This window comes from Eisenbergiella sp. OF01-20, from assembly GCF_003478085.1.
Lineage (GTDB): Bacteria > Bacillota > Clostridia > Lachnospirales > Lachnospiraceae > Eisenbergiella.
Genome location: NZ_QUES01000088.1, coordinates 1 through 881, shown reverse-complemented (window position 1 = coordinate 881; position 881 = coordinate 1). Strand labels below are relative to the sequence as shown.

1 protein-coding gene is annotated in these 881 nt (G+C 47.0%); it reads right to left on the bottom strand.

All coding sequences use genetic code 11. The features are described from left to right. Window positions 1-35: 35 nt before the first annotated feature. Window positions 36-881, bottom strand: an 846-nt coding sequence (locus DXA36_RS32520) for a PD-(D/E)XK nuclease domain-containing protein (protein ID WP_182479364.1), incomplete at its 5' end; no start/stop codon positions are given.

Sequence of the window (881 nt, the reverse complement as noted above, 5' to 3'; positions counted from 1 at the left end):
TCCCAATTGGAAGCGGTCTCATTCTTGTCTCTCCCCTACACTTCACTATTTTCCACCAATACCCGGCAAAGCTTCTTAAAAAAAGATATCCCATAGTACGTAAAGGTATGGTATCCCTCCAACTTCAGCTCCGCATCATACTGCTTCTGTTTTATCTGTTCCAAAGCCTCTCCTGCACTGCTGTCCAGCTGTGCAAAGGTATCCGCCACTTTCAATTCCATAATGACCGCCGTTCCGTCATAAGGCGCCGACAATAACAGCAGGTCGCTCCAGCCCAGACCACTTTCCCGGTTCGATTTCAGGGTATAGCCATCCAGCATTTTCAGGAGGCCCGCCAGGAAACCATGGTAATAGTCCTCCCTATAATCATAAAAGCTGATTGTTTCCATCAGGTTTTTGGAAAGCTCCCGTTCCAGTATTTCCGTTTCCTGATGCAGCAGCGCATGATACATCCGTGAAAAATCCTTTTTCCGGATACTCTGGTTAAACCAGTCCAGAATGGTATTCCGGTAAATCATCTTGATTTCCGTATTCGGTATTCCTAACGTCAGATAGATGGTCTCCCCGTCAAACCGTTCCGACAGTTTTTTCAGATATCCCGTAAAAAACAAGAAATTCCACAGGTTATCCTCTGATTTATATACTTCACCATAGGTGATATCCTCATGCACCGGCTTTTCTATCGTCCCGCCGTCTATCAGGCTCTCCATCTCCTGTTTTACGCTGTTATCCGCGTGCTCTACCAGCTCGCGGACAATGCTGTTTGACGAAGTGTTCGCCCAATAAGGCCGGGGGAACGCGTCATGGTCGGCGGATACCGCTTTTACATAATTAATGACGCTCCAGGGGTTATAAACCTCTGTCTTTCCGAATCGATATCC